Source organism: Xanthomonas sp. 10-10, assembly GCF_040182365.1.
GTDB lineage: Bacteria > Pseudomonadota > Gammaproteobacteria > Xanthomonadales > Xanthomonadaceae > Xanthomonas > Xanthomonas arboricola_F.
Map to the genome: position 1 here is coordinate 3,083,738 of NZ_CP144460.1, position 19,296 is coordinate 3,103,033.

Below are 19,296 nucleotides of genomic sequence, written 5' to 3' on the forward strand. Positions count from 1 at the left end.
GCCTGACGCGCCAGGTCGCACGCTCCCCGCCATCATCAGTACGCGGTCTTCTGTCCGAGCACGCGCACCGCCGTCAGCACGATGATGCGGATATCCAGCCACAGCGACCAGCGACGGATGTAATCCAGGTCGTACTGAATACGCTTCTTCATCGTCCGCAGCTCCGGGGTTTCGCCACGGAATCCATTGACCTGCGCCCAGCCTGTGATGCCCGGCTTGACGTAGTGGCGCTGCATGTAATGGTTGATCAGCTTTTCATAGTGCGTGTTGTGCTGCGCCGCGTGCGGGCGCGGGCCCACGATCGACATGCTGCCACCCAGCACGTTGAAGATCTGCGGCAACTCGTCCAGGCTGCTGCGACGCAGGAACGCACCGAAACGGGTGATGCGGGTGTCGTTCTTGGTCGCTTGCTGGATGGTGGTGCCATGATCGTCATGCACGCGCATCGAGCGGAACTTGAACATGTAGAACTCGCGACCGCCCAAGCCGTGACGGCGCTGGCGGAAGAACACCGGGCCCGGCGAGCTCATCTTGACGCCGACGGCGATCGCAGCCATCAGCGGCCACAGGCCCATCAGCGCGATCACGGCCAGGATCTTGTCCTGCAGCGCCTTGGCAACCACGAAGTAGTTGTCGCGGTCGACCCCGCCCTGGCGCAGGTTGATCACCGGCGTATTGCCGATCTGCTCACCGGACTGGTTCAACAAGCCGAAGTCGAACAGATCGGGCACCAGCTTCACGTTGATCGGGTAACGATCCAGACGCTGCAGCAGCTGCTTGATGTGATCGCGCTCGCCCAGCGGCAGCGAAATCCACACCTGCTCGACCTGGTTCTCCTTCAGGTAGTCGATCAGCGCTTCCGGCTCGCCCAGGCATGGCAGCGACTGGCGCTGTTCGGTCACGGCGATGTCGTAAGGCGTGCGGAAGTAGCCGACCAGATTCATGCCGACCCACGGATTGCGGCTCAGGTAGTGATTGATCTTCATCACCGGATGACGCAGGCCGACCACCACCACGCGCTGGACGTCCACGCCCTGCGCACGCAGGTGGTTCAGGAAGCCGCGCAGCAAGGTACGCGCCGCCACCAGCGAAGCCAGCCCGCCGACGAACCACAGGCCGATCCAGCCGCGCGAGACCTGCTCGCCCACCTGCACGATCAGCGCATGCACCGCAAACAGCGCAAACACGCCGCCGAAGGCACCACCCAGCACCATCAACTCGCTCAACAGTCCGCGACCGCGCCAGCTGCGATACAGCGGGAACAGCGCGAAGCAGATCACCGAATACAACAGCGTCGTGGCGATCGCGACCCGATACGGCGCAGCAGGCACCCAGGAGCCGAACACGATGCGGTAGGCGATCAGGCCCGATACGACTACCATGGTCAGGTCGAACACACGCAGGACCAGGTCGGCGGCCGCCGAGTACTTGGACAACAATCGCGGCGAGGATGTCGTGTAGGTCGCGCTACTCAAGTCTGCCAAAAGCATGGGGATGTCCTCCAAACTCGATACGGCGCATGCGGGGAAACATACGAATCGCACGCGAGCTTTCAATCATCTCCGTCGAACGATCACCGCGGTAATACCTACCGACCCCAGATCGCACGACAGCCCTTTGTTTCAACAGAGACAAACTTTCAAAACGAGGGAGCCCGAAACATACGGGATCCCACTTTTTCTACGCTGAATCGGTTGTCACTTTAATTAACCACTGTTTTGCAACATCACGATGTCAGTTCAATCGTGTTTCCGGCCCAGTGCCCCGCAGGAAGTAACGCACAAGCGCCACAGCCAACCCAAGGAATACGCCAAAGATGAAGCCCAAAGCGAGGTTCAATTTGAGTTTCGGCGAAGTCTTCGACGTAGGCACATCTGCAGTGTCGACGATGGTCACGTTGTTGGCGCCGACATTGCTCGCCACACCGATTTCCTTGTAGCGCTGCAGGAGCGCATCGTAGAGCTGGCGGTTGGTGTCGACGTCGCGCTTGAGCATGTTGTAGCGGATGCTGCGGCTCTGCAGGTCCAGTTCGTTGGTACGCAGACCGGCGATGCGTTCGTTGAGCAACTGCTCCTGATGCACCGACGCGTCGTAGGTCGCCTTGAGCGACTGGCGGACGTTGACCACCTCACCATTGATCTGGCGGCGCGACTCTTCGATCTGCGCCTTCAGGCGCTGCATTTCCGGGTAATCCGGCTTGAAGGTCGACAGCTTCTGCTGATATTCGCTGGTCAAACGCACCTGCTCGCCGCGCAAGGTCTGGATCAGCGGGCTGCTCAGCACCTGCGGCAACGACATGGCATCGCCGCTAGCGGCCTGACGCCAGGCGGCCTCGGCCTTGATGCGTGAATCCTGTGCCGACGCCAGCATCGCGTTGAGGTCGGTCAGGTTCTGCGCCGGCAACGACGGCTTGTCGTCGCCCACCGATACGATCTGCTCATCGGTCGAGTACGCAACCAGCGTCTTTTCCGAATCTTCCACCTTGTCGCGCAACTGCTCCAGGCGCTCCGCGAGGAACTTGGTCGCGAACGAAGACGCCTTCATGCGGCGCTCCTGCGTGCTCACGATGAACACCTTCGGATAGGTGTTGGCGATCTTGGCCGCAAGTACCGGGTCCGGCGAGTCGTAGTTGACGTAGACCAGGCGCGAATTGAGGATCGGCTCGACGACCAGGCCTGCCAGCAAGGTGTCGGTCAGGCTGCGCTCGATGATCGCCTGGCGCGAATCCACCGACTTGCCTGCTTCCGGATTCTTGGCCGCCGCCTTTTCCAGCGCTTCTTCGACCTGCTGCTTGAACGCCGGCTCCTGATCGAGCTTGGCTTCACGAATCACCGCACGTGCCAGCGAGCGGCTCTGCAGCAACTGGTACTGAGTCTGGTAGAAGTCGCGATCCTGCGGCGACTCGACCGGCATCAGGTTGTCGACGTTCACCACATTGAGCGAATCGCGCTCGATCTGCAGCGTGCTGGTGGCGCGATACTTTTCCGGCATCAGAAAGGTGATCACCAGCGCCAGCAGCACGGCGGCGATGGTGATCATGATGATCAGCCAGCGTTGCGACACCAGGGCACGCCAGTAGTCGAGCAAGCTGACGTCGGCCAGTTCGAGATGCCCGTGACGCTGCGACGGCGAGGAACGATTGTCGGAATTCATACTCATCGGTAAGCGCGCCACACCATCACTAAGGGGGTCAGTTCCAGCATGGTGCGCAACCAGACGCGCGCATCCGAGCGATACACCACGACGATATCGCCGCCATAGATCTCAGGGTCCGGATTGGTGCCCTTCTCGATCTCGGTCAGGTCGAAGCGGGCGATCATCTTCTGCCCGTTGACCATGCGGAACACGATGACGTTGCCGCGGCTTGCCACGGTGCTGACGCCCTTGGCCTGTGCCACGGCCTGTTGCAGCGTCAGATTGGCACCGATCACCGGGTAGATGCCGGGCTCGGTGACGGCGCCGGTCACGGTCACCCGACGGCCATTGGATTCCTGCACAAACACCGACACCTGCGGATTCTGCAGGTAGCCGCTGCGGTAGCGATCGGCAACCATCTTTTCCAGCTCGCCGACACCCATGCCGGCGGCGTTGACGTCGCCGATCAACGGCAGCGAGATGTGACCGTTCTGATCGATGCGGACCTGCCGTTCCAGATCGTCGACCTGAAACACCTTCACCAGCAACAGGTCGCCTGGGGAGAGTCGATACTCGGGCTGCACCGCGGACATTGCCAGCGGATCGGGAAGCGGCAATGACCTCGCCATGTCCTTCCCGGTGCTGCAGGCACCCAGTGTCATCGAGCAGATCAACGCCAGGCTGAGGCCTTGGCAAAATCGTCCGATCAGTTTCTTCATGCGTGTGGCTGGCTGCCTCGGTTGGGTGGGACAGGAGCTCGCGCAGCATTCAACCGGCCAAACACGCCAGCACGAACGTACGACAGAGGGTTCATCCCGGAACACCGGGATCACGACGGGTATGACGTGTTGCACTGCACTATGGCACAGAACGATCGCATCGCAAGACGCGGCACGCCATTTTTTTGACGGCGTTGGCCTATTGATTCAAGTTCGTCGTTACCGCGTTAACAAACCGTGATCCACGTTCTAATCCGTTGCTAATGATTTGGAGTGTTTCCGGATACTTAGCATCGTTGTGTGACCTTCGTCCATAGCGAACTGAACCGAAAAAACTGACCGCTAGCCTTCGGTTCATGCTGCACTGCGATATGCCGATCTGCATATCGAGCGAACGCTGCCAGGACACAAAAGTGCAATGGTGCGGCGCAACAAAAAAGCCCATGTCGAACCGACATGGGCTTGATGTTTGGTCGGGGTAGCCGGATTCGAACCGACGACCACTAGTCCCCCAGACTAGTGCGCTACCAGGCTGCGCTATACCCCGAAGATGATGCATCCCGTCGCGAGGACGGCCTGCGATTATAGCGGCTTTGTGAAGCGTTTTCCTAGCGGCGCAGCAGTTGCAGCACTTCTTCCAATTCCATGCGCACCTGCTTGATGATCTGATTGCTCAGCGCCGACTCGCTTTTGGCGCCATCGCCCTCCAACCGCAGACGCGCCCCGCCGATGGTATAGCCCTGCTCGTAAAGCAGGCCGCGGATCTGCCGAACCATCAGCACATCGTGGCGCTGGTAGTAACGGCGGTTGCCGCGCCGCTTGACCGGCTCCAGGCTCGGAAACTCAGTTTCCCAGTACCGCAGCACATGCGGCTTGACGTCGCACAGTTCGCTGACCTCACCGATGGTGAAATAGCGCTTGGCCGGAATCGGCGGTAGTTCGCGATTACTGCCCGGATCCAGCATAAGCCTCCACCCGCTCCTTGAGCTTCTGGCCAGGACGGAAGGTCACCACCGTCCGGGCCGAGATCGGAATTTCCTCGCCGGTCTTGGGATTGCGACCGGGCCGTTGGTTCTTGCGCCGCAAATCGAAGTTGCCGAACCCCGACAGCTTGACCTGACGCCCCTGCTCCAGCGCATCGCGCAGCACATCGAAAAACGCGTCGACAAATTCCTTCGCCTCACGCTTGTTCAGGCCGACCTCGTCGAACAGACGCTCGGCCATCTCCGCTTTCGTCAATGCCATGCCAATCCCCTGGTTACCGCCTCAACTCCGGATCCGGGCGCGGTGCTCGCGCTCGATCACGGCCACCACATCGGTAACGACCGCATCCACGTCCCGGTCGGTGAGAGTGCGCGAGTTATCCTGCAAAATCAAGCCCATAGCAAGACTCTTGAAACCTGGCTCGACCCCCTGCCCGACATAGCGGTCGAACAGCTGCACCTCGCGCAGCAACGGGCCAACCGTGGTCTGCACGCTGGCCGACAGCGCCGCCCAACTGACCGCCTCCGGCACCAGGAAGGCCAGATCGCGACGCACCGACGGGTACCGCGACAGCTCGCCGGCACGCGGCAGCGCCCGTCGCACCAGCGGCTCCAGCTGCAGTTCAAACGCGATCACATCGACGTCGATCTCCAGCGCCTTGGTCAGCCGCGGATGCACCTGGCCGATCCAGCCGATGCACACGCCATCGCGACAGATATCGGCCGACCGGCCTGGATGCCCGAATGGCTGACTGGAAGGCTGGAACTCCAGCGCCGCGCCGCTGGCTGCTGCCAGTGCCATCAGGTCGCCTTTCACATCGTGAAAGTCCACCTTGCGCGCGGGCTCGCCCCATTGCAACGCCAGCGCATCGCCACAGACCGCGGCAGCGACATGCTGGGATTCCCGAGGGGCAGCGCCTGCCTGCGCGGCGGCGGCAAACACCTTGCCCAGCTCGAACAGCCGCACTCGGCCTGCCTGACGGGCAGCGTTGCGGCCCAATGTGGCGACCAGGCCAGGCAACAGGCGCGGGCGCATGATGGCCAGCTCGGCACTGAGCGGATTGGCCAGCGGCACCAGGCCGTCGGTCAGCTGCCAGCGCTCCAGCAAGGTGGCATCGACAAAGGCGTAGTTGATGGTTTCCTGCAGCTCGCGCGCCACCAGCTGGCGGCGCACGCTGAGCTCGTCGAGCTGGGTCTCGCTCGGCATCGCAATCCGGCTTGCCCCGCCCGGCAGCGTGGTCGGCACGCGGTCGTAGCCGTGGATACGCGCCAACTCTTCGATCAGGTCTTCTTCGATGGCGATATCGAAGCGACGGCTCGGCGCCATCACCTGCCAGCCTTCGGCAACCGCCTCCAGCTGCATGCCGAGCGCGCCCAGGATGCGCACGACCTCGGCGTCATCGATCCGGATGCCCAGCACGCGCGCGATCCGCGCACGCCGCAGCAGAATGTTTGCAGGCTGCGGCAGATGCTGCGGCAGTTGCGCATGCACGACCGGGCCCGGCGTGCCACCGGCCAGTTCCAGCACCAGCCGCGTCGCGACTTCAATCGCCTGCGGCGCCAGCGCCGGGTCCACGCCACGCTCGAAGCGATGACCGGCATCGGTATGCAGCCCGAGCTTGCGGCCACGGCCCATGATCGCGGCCGGATCGAAGTACGCCGACTCCAGGAACACGTTGCGCGTGGTCTCGGTGACGCGCGTGTCCAGCCCACCCATCAGACCGGCCAATGCCACCGGGCGGTCGGCATCGGTGATGGTCAGGAAGCTATCGTCCAGCGTGACCTGCCGCCCATCCAGCAGCGCCAGCTGCTCGCCACCGCGCGAACGGCGCACCCCGATCGGGCCCTGCAAGGTATCCAGATCGAAGGCATGCATCGGCTGGCCCAGCTCCAGCATCACGTACTGGGTAATATCCACCAGCAACGACACCGGGCGCACGCCGCTGCGGCGCAGCCGCTCGGCCAGCCACACAGGCGTTTTCGCGGCCGGGTCGATGCCCTCGACCACCCGCCCGCAGTAGCGCGGCGCTTCCTTGCCGGCATTCAACTCCACCGCGAGCGTGCGTGTGGACGCCGACGCGACGGCCCCGGCATCGAGTGCCACCACTTCGCTGGCGCACGCTGCGGCCACGTCGAAGGCGATGCCACGCACGCTGAAACAATCGGCACGATTGGGGGTGAGCTTGATTTCGATGCTGGCATCCGGCAAGCCCAGGTAGTCCGCCAGGGCCTGCCCCACCGGCGCATCGTCCGGCAACTCGAACAGCCCGGACGCATCGCCATCCAGGCCCAGCTCCTTGGCCGAGCACAACATGCCGTTGGACGCGACCCCGCGCAGCTTGGCCGCGGTGATGGTCAGTTCGCCGATCTGCGCGCCAACCAGCGCCAGCGGCGCCACCAGACCGGCACGCGCATTGGGCGCGCCACACACGATCTGCAGCAACTCGCCCTGCCCGGCATCGACACTGCAGACCTGCAGGCGATCGGCTTCCGGGTGTCGCACGGCGTCGACGATGCGCGCCACCACCACCTGACCAAGTGCCTCGCCCAACGGCGTGACGTCTTCGACTTCCAGGCCGATCGCCGTCAGCGTGGCGGCAAGTTCCTCGCGCGAGGCCTGGATCGGAACGTGGCTACGCAGCCAATTTTCAGAGAATTTCATGAGGAGCCGGGAATCGGGAATGGAGAATGGGGAATTGCACAAGCAGGGATGCCGGGCCTTCGGAACGGGACCTGCAGAGCGCGTGGCCGCTGCGATTCCCCATTCCCAATTCCCGATTCCCCGCCGTCAGGCGAACTGCCGGAGAAAACGCACGTCGTTTTCGAAGAACGCGCGCAGGTCGTTGACGCCATAGCGCAGCATCGCAAAGCGCTCCACGCCCAGGCCGAAGGCAAAGCCGGTGTAGCGCTCCGGGTCGATGCCGACGCTGCGCAACACGTTAGGGTGCACCATGCCGCAGCCAAGCACTTCCAGCCAACGCGTGCTGCCGTCCGGCTGCTGCCAGGCGATGTCCACTTCCGCACCCGGCTCGACGAACGGGAAATAGCTGGGACGAAAACGCATCTCGAAATCGCGCTCGAAGAACGCACGCACGAACTCGGACAAGGTGCCCTTGAGATCGGCGAAGGTCGAATGCTCGTCCACCAGCAACCCCTCGACCTGATGGAACATCGGCGAGTGGGTCTGGTCCGAATCGGAGCGATACACCTTGCCGGCTGCGATCATGCGCAGCGGCGGTGTGTGCGCATCCATGTAACGCACCTGCACACCGGACGTATGCGTACGCAGCAGGCGCCCGTCACCGAAATAGAACGTGTCGTGCATCGCACGCGCCGGATGGTGAGGTGGGAAGTTCAGCGCCTCGAAGTTGTGCCAGTCGTCCTCGATTTCCGGGCCATCGGACAACTCATACCCCAGCCGCGCGAAGATTTCGACGATGCGCTCGAGCGTGCGCGTGACAGGATGCAGACCGCCACGTTCGCTGCGGCGGCCTGGCAGGGTGACGTCGATGCGCTCACAGGCAAGGCGCGCGTCCAGCGCTGCGGTTTCCAGGGTCGCCTTGCGCTCCGACAACGCTGCGGTCAGCGTATCGCGGGTCTGGTTGATCGCCTCGCCGGCGGCCTTGCGCTGGTCGGGTGGCAACGTACCGAGCTGCTTGAGCTGGGCAGTGACGCTGCCGCTCTTGCCCAGCAAGGCGACCCGCAGGGCTTCCAGTTGGTCCGGCGTCTGCGCGGCGGCGACATCGGCCAGCGCGCGCTCGGTCAGGGATTGAATCTCACTCATTGCACTCGCGCCTCAACTGCTCAGCCGAACGGTGTTTCCGGATGCACCGGAATGCATTGCTACTCAAATCGCGTCCTGCCAGGCATCAACTCAACGATGCCGGCCATCTAAAAACGCAAAAGGGGAAGGACTTGCGCCCTTCCCCCTGCATATCTGCTTGCCCTCGCCGGAGGCCTGCACACGAATGCGCAAACCCCGACAAGAAACTACCCTTTCAAAAGTCCGCACATGGATGTGCAGGCTCTTGCAGAGGGACCTGCATTTACGCCGCCAGCGCGCCCTTTGCCTTCTCGGCCAGCGCGGCAAAGCCGGCGGCGTCGTGCACGGCGATATCAGCCAGCACCTTACGGTCCAGGGTGATGCCAGCCTTGAGCAGGCCGTTCATGAAACGGCTGTAGCTCAAGCCGTTGATGCGGGCAGCCGCGTTGATGCGGGTGATCCACAGCGAACGGAAATTACGCTTCTTCTGCTTACGACCAATATAGGCGTACTGCTGCGCCTTGATGACCGCCTGCTTGGCAACGCGGAACACCTTGCGGCGAGCGTTGTAGTAACCCTTTGCCAGGGTCAGAATTTTCTTGTGGCGGCGACGCGCCTGTACGCCACGCTTTACTCGTGCCATGGGTCAGTCCTCAGAGGTAGGGAAGCATACGGTCAAGACGGCCAGCGTCCTCGGCACGGACGTGATTCGTCTGCCGCAGGTTGCGCTTCCGCTTGGTCGCTTTCTTCGTGAGGATGTGGCTACGGTTAGCGTGGCCGCACTTGTACTTGCCGGAGGCGGTCTTGCGGAAACGCTTGGCCGCCGCCCGGTTGGTCTTGATCTTGGGCATTGCAATGTCCTTGATGGTGTTTTGTCACTGACACGGGCGGCAGTCTTGCGACCACACTTTCCATCCTTGCCCTTGCCTGCTTGTAAGTCCTTGATCGAACACGATCCGGACAGGTCCTGTACCGCTTGCGCGGCGCCCCGGCAAAACCGGGCCGCGCAGTCTACCCGTTGCCGGGACTTCTTGCAAATCGCTGCTGTCGCCAGTCGGACCGACCCTACCAGGGCCGGTCGCGGTGGAATCAGATCTTTTTCTTGGGCGCGATCATCATGACCATCTGCCGCCCTTCCAGGCGCGGACGGGACTCGATGACGATGTCTTCGCCCAGGTCGGCCTCGATGCGTGCCGCCATCTCGCGCCCCAGCTCCTGGTGGCTCATTTCGCGGCCACGGAAGCGGATGTTGACCTTGACCTTGTCGCCCTCTTCCAGGAAGCGGCGCATGTTGCGCAGCTTGATCTGGTAGTCGCCCTCGTCCGTGACCGGACGAAACTTGAGTTCCTTGATCTCGACCTGCTTGGTCTTCTTCTTGGCCTCGTTGGCCTTTTTCTGCTGCTCGAACTTGAACTTGCCGAAATCCATGATCTTGCAGACCGGCGGATCGGCCTGCGGCTGGATTTCGACCAGATCCAGGCCTTCTTCCTCGGCCTTGGCGAGCGCTTCGTCGCGCGACAACACGCCGACCATCTCACCGTCACTGCCGATCACGCGGACGCGCGGCACACGGATTTCTTGGTTCTTGCGGTTCTGTTTGTTGTCAGGGGTACTGATATTGCAATCTCCCAGGGGAATCGAACCGGCGCATCCGGATCATCCAGACCGGCCGGGGTTGGCTCACGCTGCCTGCTCTGCCTGCAGGCGTTCGATGAAGGCGGAGACCGACATGGTCCCGAGGTCCTCCCCCGAACGCGTCCGCACAGCGACCGCGCCATTTTCCTTCTCGCGGTCACCGACCACGAGCAGGTAAGGCACGCGTTGCAGCGTATGCTCGCGAATCTTATAACCGATCTTCTCATTACGCAAATCGGCGTTGACACGGAAGCCTTGATTTGCAAGGGTTTTCCGAACCGAGTCCACATATTCAGCCTGAGCGTCGGTGATGTTGGCGACAACGACCTGGACCGGGGCGAGCCAGGACGGGAAGGCGCCGGCATGGTGCTCGATCAAAATACCGATGAACCGCTCCATCGAACCGACGATGGCCCGGTGCAGCATCACCGGATGCTTCTTCTGGCTGTGCTCGTCCACGTACTCGGCGCCGAGGCGGCCGGGCATCATGAAATCGACCTGCATCGTCCCCAGCTGCCAGGTGCGGCCGATGGCGTCCTTGAGGTGGTACTCGATCTTGGGGCCGTAGAAGGCGCCCTCGCCCGGCAGCTCCTGCCACTCCACCCCGCACACGCCCAGCGCGCTGCGCAGCGCGGCTTCGGCCTTGTCCCAGGTCACATCGTCGCCCAGGCGCTTTTCCGGGCGCAGCGCGATCTTGATCTCGATGTCCTCGAAGCCGAACGCGGTGTACACCGCCAGTGCCTGCTGGTGGAAGGCGGTGACTTCGGCTTCGATCTGCGATTCCAGGCAGAACACATGCCCGTCGTCCTGGGTGAAGCCGCGTACGCGCAGGATGCCGTGCAGCGCGCCGGAGGGCTCGTTGCGGTGGCAGGCGCCGAACTCGCCGTAGCGGATCGGCAGGTCGCGGTAGCTGTGCAGGCCCTGGTTGAACACCTGCACATGGCCGGGGCAGTTCATCGGCTTGACCGCGTAGGTGCGCTTCTCCGACTCGGTGAAGAACATCGCGTCCTGGTAGTTGTCCCAGTGGCCGGACTTCTGCCACAGCGACACGTCCAGGATCTGCGGGCAGCGCACCTCGCCGTAGCCGCTGTCGCGGTAGACCTTGCGCATGTACTGCTCGACCACCTGCCACAGCGACCAGCCCTTGGGATGCCAGAACACCAGGCCGGGCGCCTCTTCCTGCAGATGGAACAGGTCCTGCTGCTTGCCGATGCGGCGATGGTCGCGCTTGTCGGCCTCTTCCATGCGCAGGATGTAGGCGTCCAGCTGCTTCTTGTCGGCCCAGGCGGTGCCGTAGATGCGCTGCAGCTGCTCGTTCTTGGCATCGCCGCGCCAGTAGGCGCCGGAAATGCGGGTCAGCTTGAAGGCCTTGAGGAAGCGCGTGTTGGGCACGTGCGGGCCGCGGCACATGTCCACGTATTCCTGGTGGTAGTACAGGCCCATCGCGGTGATGTCCTCGGACATGTCCTCGATCAGGCGCAGCTTGTACTCCTCGCCGCGCTGGGCGAACACCTCGATCACCTCGGCGCGCGGGGTGACCTTCTTGATCACGTCGTAATCCTGCGCGATCAGTTCCTGCATGCGCTGCTCGATCGCGGCCATGTCGTCCGGCGTGAATGGGCGCTCGCTGTAGATGTCGTAGTAGAAGCCTTCGGCGATGACCGGGCCGATCACCATCTTGACCTCCGGGTACAGCTGCTTGACCGCATGCCCGACCAGATGCGCGCAGGAGTGGCGGATGATCTCCACGCCTTCGGCGTCCTTGGCGGTGATGATGCGCAGGCTGGCATCGTGGTCGATGACGTCGCTGGCGTCGACCAGCTGGCCATCGACCTGGCCGGCGATGGTGGCCTTGGCCAGGCCGGCGCCGATCGACTGGGCGACCTGCATCACCGAGACGGGGGATTCGAATTCGCGGCGGCTGCCGTCGGGGAGCGTGATATTGATCATGGGCAAGAATGGGGTCTGGGCTGGCTGCAGCGGTCCGCTGCCATGGGAGATCTGCCCACTGCTGGACAGGCTCGGAAAGAGAAGAACGAGAAGTGCTGCGGAAGACAACGGCACGCGGGCGCTAGCTGCGCAGGGGCCGGTCCGGGTCAACGGTGGGCGGTGGTAGTGCTCATGTCGCACGCTGGGCCGGCGCGAAGCGCGGGCCACCTTCTCGCAAGGGGTCTTGGGCATGAATGGTAAACCAATCAGGCGGCCACTGTGCAGGGCGGCACGGCGCCGCCGGGCGCGTGGCATGATGCCGGCCACTTGTCCTGCCGTTGCCGACCATGACCATCAAGGGTAAAGCCACCTCGCTGGATATCGCCTATCTGGCCGGTGTATCGCAGCCGACCGTCTCGCGCGCGTTGCGCGGCAGCCCGATGGTCAACGAGGAAACGCGCAAGCGCATCCTGCGCATCGCGCGCGAACTGAACTACAAGGTCGACAAGAACGCCTCCTCGCTGCGGCTGCGCAACGCCGGCACGCTGGCGCTGCTGTTCTTCGAAGACCCCACCGCCGACGATTCGCTGATCAACCCGTTCTTCCACTCGATGCTGGGCTCGATCACCCGCGCCTGCGCGCTGCAGGGCTACGACCTGCTGGTATCGTTCCAGCAGCTGTCCAAGGACTGGCAGGCCGATTACGAGGACAGCAACAAGGCCGACGGCATCATCTTGCTGGGCTATGGCGACTACCAGCAATCGCGCCAGCGGTTGCAGCTGCTGGTCGAGCAAGGCACGCATTTCGTCCGCTGGGGCGCGGCGCTGCCGGGCCAGCCGGGCATTTCGATCGGCAGCGACAATTATCAGGGCGGGCTGGACATCACCGAGCACCTGTTGGCGCAGGGGTGTCGACGGATCGCGTTTCTGGGCCACGCGTCCAACCACTATCCCGAATTCGAAGAACGCTACCGGGGCCATGTCGCGGCACTGGCGCAGCAGGATCTGGTCGCCGATGCCGGGCTGCAGTTCGATGCGATCACCACCGAGTCGTCCGGGCATGCGGCATGCCTGGCGCTGCTGGACAGCGGCAAGGCATTCGACGCGGTCTGCGCGGCCAGCGACCTGATCGCGATCGGTGCGATGCGTGCCCTGCGCGAACGCGGCCTGCGTGTGCCGCAGGACGTGGCGATCAGCGGTTTTGACGATATTGCATTGGCGGCATCGGTTGCGCCTGCCTTGTCCACCGTGCAGCAGGACACCAAGCAGGCCGGCACGCTGTTGGTGGAAAGCCTGGTCGCGCTGATCCGTGGCGAAGCGGCGCAGAGCCGCACGATCCCGGTGCGCCTGGCATTGCGCGATTCCTCGCGCAGCAACGGGCTGCAGCCGCCGCTGGGTTGGACGCCGTCGCCGGCAACGGAGTCCGGTGACGCGATGTGCGGACAGGGAGCCAGCGGAGTTGCTGGGCGCTGAGGATTCGGGATTCGGGAATCGGGAATCGGGAATCGGGAATCGGGAATCGGGAATCGTTAAAGCATGCATGGCTGGCTGCAGGATCGATCGCGATCCGCCGAACCCGTTGTAGGAGCGCGCAGCTCGCTCGGTGATCGGCGTATCCAAAGAAGATACGCCAATGCATGCGTGGCGGGCTGCAAATCTCGTCGCGGCCATTGAATGCTTCGTAGGAGCGCACCCGGGCGCGACGGGGCGTTCCCGGCAAGCCCAGGTGCGCTCCTACCTGTTGCGGGCGTCGCGCGCGGCTTGATCGGCCATCTGTGCGTCGAGTCGCTTGCGCAATGCGGGATCGGTGATCGGCGCATCCGACAGCAGTACGCGCACGCCGTGCGCGGGCACCGGAAGCCGCAAGCGCCCCTGCACCGGCACCTGCTCGCCGCTCATCGCGTCGCGCCAGGTACCAGGCTGCAGAAAGCGCGTCACTTCGATTTCCGCCGCCGCATCCCCCTTGTTCAGTAGCACAAGCGCGGTCTGGCTGGTACCCGCGTGCTGGTAGACGCGAAAGAACGCCGCCTGGTTTCCGCGCAGCAGCACATCCACCTGCACGCCGCGCTGCAGTGCCGGAGTGTCGCGGCGCAGGCGGGCGATCTGTTGCAGCCGGCCGAAGATCGGGCTTTGCGGTGCGGCCTTGATGCGCTCCACGCCGAAGTAATTACGGTTGCCCGCATGCTCGGCGCGTCCACGCATGAAGCCGATTTCCGAGCCGTAATAGATCACCGGGATACCGCGCGCGGTGAACAACCAGTTGTGCGCATCGATAAAACCGGTGTCGCTGGCGTCCAGCCGCGCCATGTCGTGGTTGTCGTAAAAGCTCATCAGCTCGTACGGGTTGGCGTAAGGCCCCTGACGCAGAAACAACGGCCCGGCGAGCTGTTCGAAGCCCGCCTGCGCGTGGCCGAAGACGTCCGACAGCTGCTGCTTCAACGGAAAATCCAGCACGCTCACGCCGGCGTTGCGTGCCCAGGTGTGGCCGGCAATCTTGTCGGCGTCGTAATCGAACGCTTCGCCGAACATGAAAAATCCCGGGCGTTTTTCGCGGATGCGCGCAACGAAGGCATGCCAGAAGCGGTCCGGCATCCAGCCGATGGTGTCGATACGGAACGCATCGGCCCCCAGCTCCATCCATTGCAGATAGGCACCGGCCAGGTAATCCAGCACCGCCGGATTGTTCTCGTTGAGGTCGGACAATTCCGCCAGACCACCCCCTGTGTTGTAGAAGGCATGCAATGGGTTGTGCTGCGGGTCCAGTTGCGCGGGCGGCAGATTCTGATGGTCGGCAACCAGGCGACCGCGCGCATCGTAGAGCTTGCCGAAACCTGGCTGCGCCACCGGCATGGTGTAAGCCGGCGAGCCATGATTGCCGACGATATCCAGCACCACCTTCAGCTGGTTGGCATGCATGGCGCGAGTGAAGCCGGCAAAATCCAGGCCCGGGCTAGGAAGATGCTCGTCGAGCTTGTAGAAGTTCACGCCCCAGTAACCGTGATAGCCGGTCTTGCCGTGGTCGCTGAGCGTGCTGCCGCAGGTGATCGGCTTGCCGCCGGTAAATGCCTGGTCCGGGTTGTCGACGATCGGCGTGATCCACACTGCGCCGAACCCCAGGTCGCGAATGTAGTCGGCGTGATCGACGATGCCTTTGAAATCGCCACCAACGTAGCCGATGTTGTCGTCGCTGCCATCGGCGCACGGCGTGGGCACATCGAAGGTGCGATGCGCACCACCCTGCTCGCGCTGATCGTTGCCCAGGTCGCCGTTGACGAAACGGTCGGTGACCACGAAGTACACCGCATCGGCGGCGAACGGCTCCAGGGTGCCGTAATACTCCCTGGAGGCAGGTGCGGCGCATGCCACGCCCGCATACATCGTCAACGCCACATAGATCGCACTACGCATCACTGCCCTCCCGAGGCGACGGGGACCCGCACCGCGCATACGCCCGCGACCAACAGGCTGAGCCCGCCGATGGCCAATGCATAGATCGGCTGGCCGCCCAACCAGACGCGCAGCACAAAGCCCAGCGCACTGGCAGCGACCAACTGCGGAATCACGATAAAGAAATTGAAGATGCCCATGTACACGCCCATCTTGGCGGCGGGCACGCTGTCGGACAGCAAGGCGTAAGGCAGCGAGAGAATCGATGCCCAGGCAAAACCGACGCCCAGCATGGACAGCAGCAACCACTGCGGGTCACGAATCACCAACATCGACAGCAGGCCCGCAGCGCCCAGCCACAGATTGCACAGGTGGCTCCAGCGCAGGCCGACTGCACGCACCAACACGGGAATGACCAACGCTGCCAGCGCTGCAAACCCGTTGTAGGCGCCGAACAGCACACCTACCCAGTTCGCGCCATCGTTATAGGCCGCCGAGACCGTATCGGCGGCGCCGAAGTGCACCTGTGTGACCGCTGCCGTGGTGTAGATCCACATCGCAAACAGCGCAAACCACGAAAAAAACTGCACCCAGGCCAGGCGTCGCATGGTCGTCGGCATGCTGCGCAAGTCCTGCACGATGACGACCAGCATGCTGGCGCCCGGCAGCAGCCGCGTCAACGCGAGCAGCGCACCATAGGCGATGCACAGGCCGGCCAGCACGTACAGCATGCGATCGCCGTGCTGCCAGGCGATGGCCGAAGCCAGCAATACGCCAGCAACGCACCACGCCGCGCTTGATGCCCGCGACGGCAGCGCACCGCTGCCTGCGTGCGTTGCAGCAGGCGGGTGCGCGTCGTCGAAGCTGGACAGCTGCGCCGGGCTGTACTCGCGCGTGCGCAGCACTGTCCATGCGATCGAGAGGAACAACACCGCCGCGCCCAGGTAGAACGCGTAGCGCACGCTGTCGGGCAGTTGCCCCGGCGGTGCGGCGTTGGCAACGCCCCAGCGCGTGAGCAACCACGGCAGAAAGCTCGCCACGATCGCGCCGACACCGATGAAGAAGCTCTGCATCGCATAGCCGGTAGGGCGCTGCGCGGGTGGCAGCTGGTCGCCCACCAGCGCGCGGAATGGCTCCATCGAGATATTGATCGATGCATCCAGTACCCACAGCGTGCCGGCGGCAATCCACAGCAAGGGCGCGTTGGGCATCACCAGCAGCGCCAGCGTAGTGAACACCGCGCCCACCATGAAATACGGGCGCCTCCGGCCCCAGGGCGTCCAGGTACGATCGGATAGATACCCGATGATGGGCTGCACGACCAGCCCGGTGAGCGGCGCGGCAATCCATAGCCCCGGTACATCGTCGACTTGCGCGCCGAGGGTCTGGAAAATGCGGCTGGCATTGGCGTTCTGCAGCGCAAACCCGAACTGGATGCCGAGAAAGCCGAAGCACATGTTCCAGATCTGCCAGAAGCTCAGGCGTGGTTTGGCGGTCATAGTGCGATCTCCCCGATGGCTGCCGGCCCGACGATCAACGCGCTGATCTGTGCCGTGTTGACCACCCCGTCGCGACCGCCACGGCCGCCGTTGTACTGCGCAAAGTGCGCCAGTGCGCTCATGTTGAAGCCATCGTCTAGCCGAAACGCGCAGGCCTGCCCGGCCACCACATCGAACGTCGCCTGCGTGGACACCTGCTCGCCCACGCTATGCGGCATCACGATGACGTGCGATTGCGCGGGTTTGCCCGGGCATTCCAGCACCAGCCGTTTTACCGCCGCGGTGACACCGGTATTGATCGGGCCATTGTCGTTGCGATAGCGCAGCGACACCCGATGCGGGCCGCTACGCGACGGCTTCCATTTCCAGGCTTGGTGACCGCGCAGTTCCTGCGCCGGCCCGAGCGTCAACGAAGGACCGTGCAGCGATTCGATGCCTGCCGCACGTCGGGTCAGGCTGAGCACATGCAACACGCCGTCACCGGCAAGATCCCAGTGTTCACTTGCATCCAACGCACGGCCATCCATGTACAGCGTCGTGCCTGCGGGAATGGCGATGCGATGACCACCGCCCTGCCGTAGCGCAACCGGCAGCGCAGGCGTTTGCGGTGCAAACACCTGCACCGGCTGCGGCAGTGCGGCCAGATCGGCCTTGCGACCGACCAACTGCACCTGCGTTGTCTGGCCCTGCCGGGTAACGCGGCCGGCCACCAGCAAGTCGCCTTCTTCGTTGACGGGGCGCAGCAAGACATAGCGCCGTGCGCCCTGCTCCAGCACGATCTGCTGGCGCTCGCCGAACAGCAGCGGCAGCAGACTACCCGGCAATTTCGGGGTGACGCTGCCATCGGCAGAGACACCGAACACGCCTTCCAGCACTGCGGAGAGATAACCCGCAACCGACCACAGCTGACGCGGCGAATTCACCACCGGGCCGCTGCGTGCGCCATCTTCCACATGCACGGCCAGGCTTTGCATCTCGTAGTTTTCCATGTTGGAGCCAGCCAGCGCACTGCCGCGCATCAGCGATTGCAGCTCAACTGCGATGCGTGGCGCATCGTCCAGCGCACGCGCTGCACGCAAGGCGTAGGCGCTGACGAATGGCCAGATGGCGCGATTGTGATAAATCGGTTGCGCCGCCTCCTGCGGCCACACCACCGGGCTGCCACCGGCAACCACCGGATAATTGCGCAGCGCCGTGCGTGCCCGCTCTGCGGGGAACACATCGGCCAGCACGCCCAGCGACACACCCAGCAGATCGACCTTGGCGTAGCGCACCGGATGCGCCGCGGTGCCGAGATAACTCACATACTGGCTGCTGTCTGCATCCCAGAAGCGTGCATCGATGGCCCGACGCAAGGCATCGGCCCACTGCGCGTAATCGGCAGCGCGTGCGTCGCCATGCTGGCGTGCCAGCTGCTCGGCCAGACGCAGCGCCTGGTAATGCAACACATTGGTCGATAGCGCAAACGAGTCGGCGATGAAGCCCACGTTCTCGCGCGTCCACCCCGGATAGGTTTGCTCGCGCCAGTCCAGAAACGAGGTTTCTCCACGGTAGAGGCCGATCTGCGCATCGAACACCGCATCGCGATCCTGCGCAAGGGTGGCCTGCAGCGCCTGCCAGACGTCTTGCGCAAAGTCCTTGTCGTCCAGCAATCCGCGCGCGGCCAGAAACCACACCACCCGGTCGCTGCTGATCGGCCAGCTGCCACCGGAGCCGGTATCCTGCGCAACGAACACGCCAGGCGTGCGTCCGTCGCGTGCGGCCGACAGCTTGAAGCGCAGTGCATTGCGTGTGCGCTCCGGCTCCAGCCGCGCCAGCGCAAGATCGGCGGCAAAACTGACATCGCGGGTCCACACATACGGCCAGCGTTCGCCGGTCTCGAAGCACTTGCATGGCACCGGCTTGCCAGCGTTGAAGGCCGGATCGCGGATCGCATCGACACGGTCGTCGGCCAACTCCTGCTGGGCCAACGCGAACAAGGCGTCGAACATCGGGCTGGCGGTGTGCGTGCGCATCGGCTGCGCCGCGATGCGGCGCTCGCCCTGCGGCCATCGCAACACGAAACCGCCATCGTCCAGCGCCTGCGCCTGTGCGCGGCGCCCCTGAAATTCCAACTCATCGGCCAATACCGCCGAGCTTGCCGCAACGCCGAACGTTGCAGCCATGCAGATCATCTTCAGCATCGAAGCGGCGAGACGGCTCGCGCCGTCAGCCTTCCTCCCTCGTTGCACGCGTTGTGGTGCGCGG

General features: G+C 63.7%; 15 protein-coding genes and 1 tRNA gene. 1 reads left to right on the top strand and 15 read right to left on the bottom strand.

Annotated elements, in window-relative coordinates:
• Window positions 1-35 precede the first annotated feature (35 nt).
• From VZ068_RS12975 to thrS, 12 genes are all read right to left on the bottom strand, one after another.
• Window positions 36-1,490 carry an undecaprenyl-phosphate glucose phosphotransferase gene (locus VZ068_RS12975; RefSeq protein ID WP_259150914.1) on the bottom strand — a complete coding sequence of 485 codons (1,455 nt, stop codon included), beginning with the start codon at window positions 1,488-1,490 and terminating at the stop codon, window positions 36-38.
• A gap of 244 nt (window positions 1,491-1,734) precedes the next feature.
• Window positions 1,735-3,174: a GumC family protein gene (locus VZ068_RS12980; protein WP_349655540.1), complete on the bottom strand. Its 1,440-nt coding sequence runs from the start codon at window positions 3,172-3,174 to the stop codon at window positions 1,735-1,737.
• Complete coding sequence (locus tag VZ068_RS12985; protein WP_259150916.1) at window positions 3,156-3,854, bottom strand: polysaccharide biosynthesis/export family protein; 699 nt, start codon at window positions 3,852-3,854, stop codon at window positions 3,156-3,158. Before VZ068_RS12985 ends, VZ068_RS12980 begins: the two co-directional genes overlap by 19 nt.
• 470 nt (window positions 3,855-4,324) lie before the next feature.
• Window positions 4,325-4,401 (bottom strand) — tRNA-Pro (locus tag VZ068_RS12990).
• A gap of 61 nt (window positions 4,402-4,462) precedes the next feature.
• Entirely contained in the window at window positions 4,463-4,819 is a 357-nt protein-coding gene (locus VZ068_RS12995) for a MerR family transcriptional regulator (protein WP_005995911.1), read from the bottom strand.
• On the bottom strand, window positions 4,800-5,099 hold the full coding sequence (locus VZ068_RS13000; RefSeq protein ID WP_002811076.1) for an integration host factor subunit alpha: 300 nt from the start codon (window positions 5,097-5,099) through the stop codon (window positions 4,800-4,802). Before VZ068_RS13000 ends, VZ068_RS12995 begins: the two co-directional genes overlap by 20 nt.
• A gap of 21 nt (window positions 5,100-5,120) precedes the next feature.
• Entirely contained in the window at window positions 5,121-7,499 is a 2,379-nt protein-coding gene (gene pheT / locus VZ068_RS13005) for a phenylalanine--tRNA ligase subunit beta (RefSeq protein WP_349655541.1), read from the bottom strand.
• Window positions 7,500-7,625: 126 nt separating this feature from the next.
• Window positions 7,626-8,621: a phenylalanine--tRNA ligase subunit alpha gene (gene pheS / locus VZ068_RS13010; protein ID WP_349655542.1), complete on the bottom strand. Its 996-nt coding sequence runs from the start codon at window positions 8,619-8,621 to the stop codon at window positions 7,626-7,628.
• A gap of 262 nt (window positions 8,622-8,883) precedes the next feature.
• Window positions 8,884-9,243 (bottom strand): 50S ribosomal protein L20, encoded by a 360-nt coding sequence (gene rplT / locus VZ068_RS13015; protein ID WP_003484828.1) that lies wholly within the window; start codon window positions 9,241-9,243, stop codon window positions 8,884-8,886.
• A gap of 10 nt (window positions 9,244-9,253) precedes the next feature.
• Window positions 9,254-9,451, bottom strand: a complete 198-nt coding sequence (gene rpmI / locus VZ068_RS13020; RefSeq protein ID WP_002811096.1) for a 50S ribosomal protein L35 — start codon at window positions 9,449-9,451, stop codon at window positions 9,254-9,256.
• A 238-nt stretch (window positions 9,452-9,689) separates the two neighbouring features.
• Complete coding sequence (gene infC / locus VZ068_RS13025) at window positions 9,690-10,217, bottom strand: translation initiation factor IF-3 (RefSeq protein WP_074052463.1); 528 nt, start codon at window positions 10,215-10,217, stop codon at window positions 9,690-9,692.
• 63 nt (window positions 10,218-10,280) lie between these two features.
• Entirely contained in the window at window positions 10,281-12,185 is a 1,905-nt protein-coding gene (gene thrS / locus VZ068_RS13030; RefSeq protein ID WP_349657710.1) for a threonine--tRNA ligase, read from the bottom strand.
• A gap of 326 nt (window positions 12,186-12,511) precedes the next feature.
• Here thrS and VZ068_RS13035 point away from each other — a divergent pair, with 326 nt between their 5' ends.
• Window positions 12,512-13,636, top strand: a complete 1,125-nt coding sequence (locus VZ068_RS13035) for a LacI family DNA-binding transcriptional regulator (protein ID WP_349655543.1) — start codon at window positions 12,512-12,514, stop codon at window positions 13,634-13,636.
• A gap of 261 nt (window positions 13,637-13,897) precedes the next feature.
• Here VZ068_RS13035 and VZ068_RS13040 read toward each other — a convergent pair whose 3' ends face one another.
• The 3 genes from VZ068_RS13040 to VZ068_RS13050 are packed head-to-tail and all read right to left on the bottom strand — an operon-like array spanning window position 13,898 to window position 19,232.
• Window positions 13,898-15,571, bottom strand: a complete 1,674-nt coding sequence (locus VZ068_RS13040; RefSeq protein WP_349655544.1) for an alpha-amylase family glycosyl hydrolase — start codon at window positions 15,569-15,571, stop codon at window positions 13,898-13,900.
• Complete coding sequence (locus VZ068_RS13045; RefSeq protein ID WP_349655545.1) at window positions 15,571-17,049, bottom strand: MFS transporter; 1,479 nt, start codon at window positions 17,047-17,049, stop codon at window positions 15,571-15,573. The genes VZ068_RS13040 and VZ068_RS13045 overlap by 1 nt, the downstream gene beginning before the upstream one ends.
• Window positions 17,046-19,232, bottom strand: coding sequence for a Six-hairpin glycosidase-like protein (locus VZ068_RS13050; protein ID WP_349655546.1), 2,187 nt, complete (start codon window positions 19,230-19,232; stop codon window positions 17,046-17,048). The genes VZ068_RS13045 and VZ068_RS13050 overlap by 4 nt, the downstream gene beginning before the upstream one ends.
• Window positions 19,233-19,296 lie beyond the last annotated feature (64 nt).